The 3,319-nt window shown below is 58.0% G+C and carries 3 protein-coding genes; all 3 read left to right on the top strand.

What is annotated here, in order from left to right:
* Window positions 1-332, top strand: a 332-nt coding sequence (locus tag Q0349_RS12655) for an ACT domain-containing protein (protein ID WP_298081378.1), incomplete at its 5' end; no start/stop codon positions are given.
* 68 nt (window positions 333-400) lie between these two features.
* Window positions 401-2,476, top strand: coding sequence for an EAL domain-containing protein (locus Q0349_RS12650; protein WP_298081377.1), 2,076 nt, complete (start codon window positions 401-403; stop codon window positions 2,474-2,476).
* Window positions 2,477-2,858: 382 nt separating this feature from the next.
* Window positions 2,859-3,257 (top strand): hypothetical protein, encoded by a 399-nt coding sequence (locus Q0349_RS12645; RefSeq protein ID WP_298081376.1) that lies wholly within the window; start codon window positions 2,859-2,861, stop codon window positions 3,255-3,257.
* The last annotated feature ends 62 nt before the right edge of the window (window positions 3,258-3,319 follow it).

Below are 3,319 nucleotides of genomic sequence, written 5' to 3'. Positions count from 1 at the left end.
CGCAGGCAAACATCGGCCTGGAAGTGGCGGGGCGCTTCGTGCAGTACCTGAAAAGCGGCGCGACCGTCGGCGCGGTCAACTTCCCCGAAGTATCGCTGCCGCTGCGCGAAGACACGCACCGCCTGCTGCACATTCACCGCAACCAGCCCGGCGTGCTCTCGGCAGTGAACCATCTCTTCGCCGAACACGGCATCAACATCGCCGCACAAACGCTGATTACCAAAGGCGAAATCGGCTATCTGGTGATGGACGTGGCGCACAGCGACTCACAAGTCGCGCTGGAACAACTCAAAAGCGTCGCCGGTACCATCCGCAGCCGCATCATTTATTAGCATTTGGCAAGATGCGCCGTTCATTGCATAATGCGGCACTTTTCGGAACACATTGAAAGGAATACAACATGGCAGAAGAAACCGTCAAAGAATCCTGCTCGATTCTGATGATCAGCAACGACATGGAATGGATGCTGGCCTTTAGCAAGGGCGTGCAGCGCTTTTTCCTGCTGAACGAGCGCCGCGCGGAGACGCTGGAGCAGGCCGAATCGCGCATGCTGGAAAGCCGCCCGGACATCGTCGTCCTTGCCGTGCAGGAAGGCCTGCCGTCGATGGACAAACTGCGCCCGATCGTGCGCGAAAAAATACACCCGCCGGTGCCGGTCATCGTCATTGACAGCAAACCGGAAGGGCTGGACCAGTGGATCAAGCAGGGCGCGGAATATGCCTGTGCGCGCCGCGATTTGTTGAGCGCGGTCAAGCACGTACAACAATTGATGCGCGTCGCCCATTTTGACCGCACCCTGCACGGCGTCGAAAAAGACGCCAAAGCCATCAGCGACCGCTACGAACGCATTTACCACGACCTGCCCGACCCGGTCGCCTACGTGCAGGACGGCCTGTTCGTCGATGCCAACCCCGCGTTTTTGCACACCTTTGGTGTCAAAGACCGCGCCGCGCTGGACGAACTGACCCTGATGAGCTTCGTTCCGCACAAAAGCGAGCGCGGCATCAAGGCGCTGATGAAAAAGGCGACGGAAAAAGAAGTGGTACCGAGCGAACGCTTTGAGCTGCAAGCGATTAACGGCGGCAAGGTGGATGTCAACCTGAGCGTTTCCAGCATCGTCATCCACGGCGAGCCGGGGCTGCAAATGTATTTCCGCAGCGCAAACGCGGGCGGTGGCGGCGGCACCGGCCTCGATCCGACCACCAGCCTCGCCGGGCCGCGCGTCATCGCCGCTTCACTCAAGCAGACGCAAGAGCGCAGCGAGCCCAAGACCGTGCTTGGTTACTGGGTCTATGCCTGGCTGGAAAACTACCGCGAGGTTTGGCAGAAAGACGGCTACAAGGCAGCAGAAATCATGATGAAAACCGTGGCCGAGACGACCAAACGCTTCCTGCCCCCCAGCACGGAAATGGCGCGCTTCACCGACGACGGCCTGGCACTGTGGCTGACCGGCGACAAGGAAGACACCATCAAGCGGGTGAACGGCCTGATTGCGCACTTGGACGAAGTCGTACCGGAAAACATCGGCCGCCTCGTCCACCCCAAAGTCTTCGCCGGTATCTCCGAAATCACCAGCGAAAGCGGTTACGAAGACCTTGTTTCCAAAGGCTTCCGCGCGGTACGCAGCCTCGCCATGAGCCAAAGCAGCGACCGCGTTGCCGAGCCGATGAGCGGCGACATCTCGCGCAAGGACGAACGCCGTGTCAACGAAATCCAGGCCATCCTTGACGACGACCGCCTGCGCGTGCAGTACCAGCCTATCAGCGCGCTCGAAGCCGACGGTGTGCCGCGCTACGCCGAGCGTCTGCTCGTGCTGCCACCGGCAAGCGATATCGAAGGCGGCGAGGCACCGCAGATGATGGAACTGGATCAACTGATGCAGGTGGCCGAACGCTTCGGCTTTGCACGCCAGTTTGACCGCTACAAAATCACCGCGATGATTCAGGACATCCTTTCCTACGAAGGCGACCAGCGCGCGCTGCAATGCTTCATCAACCTCAGCACCGACACCATGCTGGACGACACCTTCCCCGAATGGATTGACAGCCAACTGCGCGCCACCGGCATCAGCCCCAGCCAGATTACCTTTGAACTGCGGCTGGACAACCTCGCCAACGGCTTTACCGGCGCGGTACACCTCATCGAAAAAATGCGACCGCAGGGCAGCCGCTTCGCCCTTGCCGGGGTCGGGCGGATGGATGCCACCGTGCGCGAAATGCTGGAGCGGGTCAAACCCGAAGTCATCAAGCTGGATATGCGCGAAATTGACACCTTTGAAGACCGCGAAGAAGAAGAATTTATGGGCGAAGTCAAAAAATACGCCGGGGAACACCACACCATGCTCATTGCCGACAACATGGAATCCCCGGCGCAGCTCTCGCGCGTCTGGCCGCACGACATCCAGTACATCCAGGGCGACGGCATTGTCCCGGCAATGGACAAATTCGCCTTCGACTTCAGCGAACCGTTGTTCTGATACCCGCGCTGGCGGGTCGCGCATCCTCACCGCCTGCCTGACAACATGAGCCTCCGCATCCACAACGGGCTTGATCCCGTGGCGCGGAGGCTTTTTCATGACAACACAAACAGCTCCAGCGCGATGATTGCAGGGTGAGCGCGCGACACAAGCGGCTGCTGATATAGCAATCCTCACAAAGCCCTGTACGGCGTTGCGCCGCCTCGCCGTACAAAAGCGTACTGTCTTCGGCGGCGCGCCTTGTACAGAACTTTGTGAGTATCGCTATAAGCAAGGAGGGAGAGAATATCCCAGCGGCAGGTTATAGCCATCCACCGAAAGCCTCATACGGTGTTGCGCCGCTGTCGGCTCATATTCTCGCCAGTATTGAGATGAATGTACCGTGATAGGCGACTTCAATATTGATGGCGGCGTAGTAGGCGAACAGGCTCATTTCATTGGCGTGAATTTCGTTTTGGTATTTTCCCGGCAGCTGTGCAGCAAGAATGACGCCACTTTACCGCGAGCGGGTAATGAAGATTCCCGTCTCGGTAAAGGGGGCAAGGATATGCTCGCCTTTATTCTGCAAACTGCTGTCCAATCTGCTGCACAATACATCTTCCACACTCTTAATAATAAAATCGACGACTTCCACCACAGGGCATATAGCGATATGAGTTTGCGCTATTTTGGCGATGTCGCCTGCCCGGTTTTCCCAATGGGTACAGACGATTTTGGCATAGAGACGCGCTCAATTTCGCCAATTTTAAACAGAAATGCGGTTTGCTCATCAGGATTATAGCCATCCTCCGAAAGTTTCAGACAAGGCGCGCCGCTGAAGACAGTACGCGGTTGTACGGCGAA

The organism is uncultured Cardiobacterium sp., assembly GCF_938028185.1.
In the GTDB taxonomy this organism is placed as follows: domain Bacteria; phylum Pseudomonadota; class Gammaproteobacteria; order Cardiobacteriales; family Cardiobacteriaceae; genus Cardiobacterium.
Note: the sequence above shows the minus strand (reverse complement) of the source record. Positions and strands in the feature narration are given on the sequence as shown.

Excerpts from the sequence above, each read along its gene's own strand:
- Q0349_RS12650 (WP_298081377.1), top strand. The coding sequence starts at position 401 with ATGGCAGAAGAAACCGTCAAAGAATCCTGCTCGATTCTGATGATCAGC.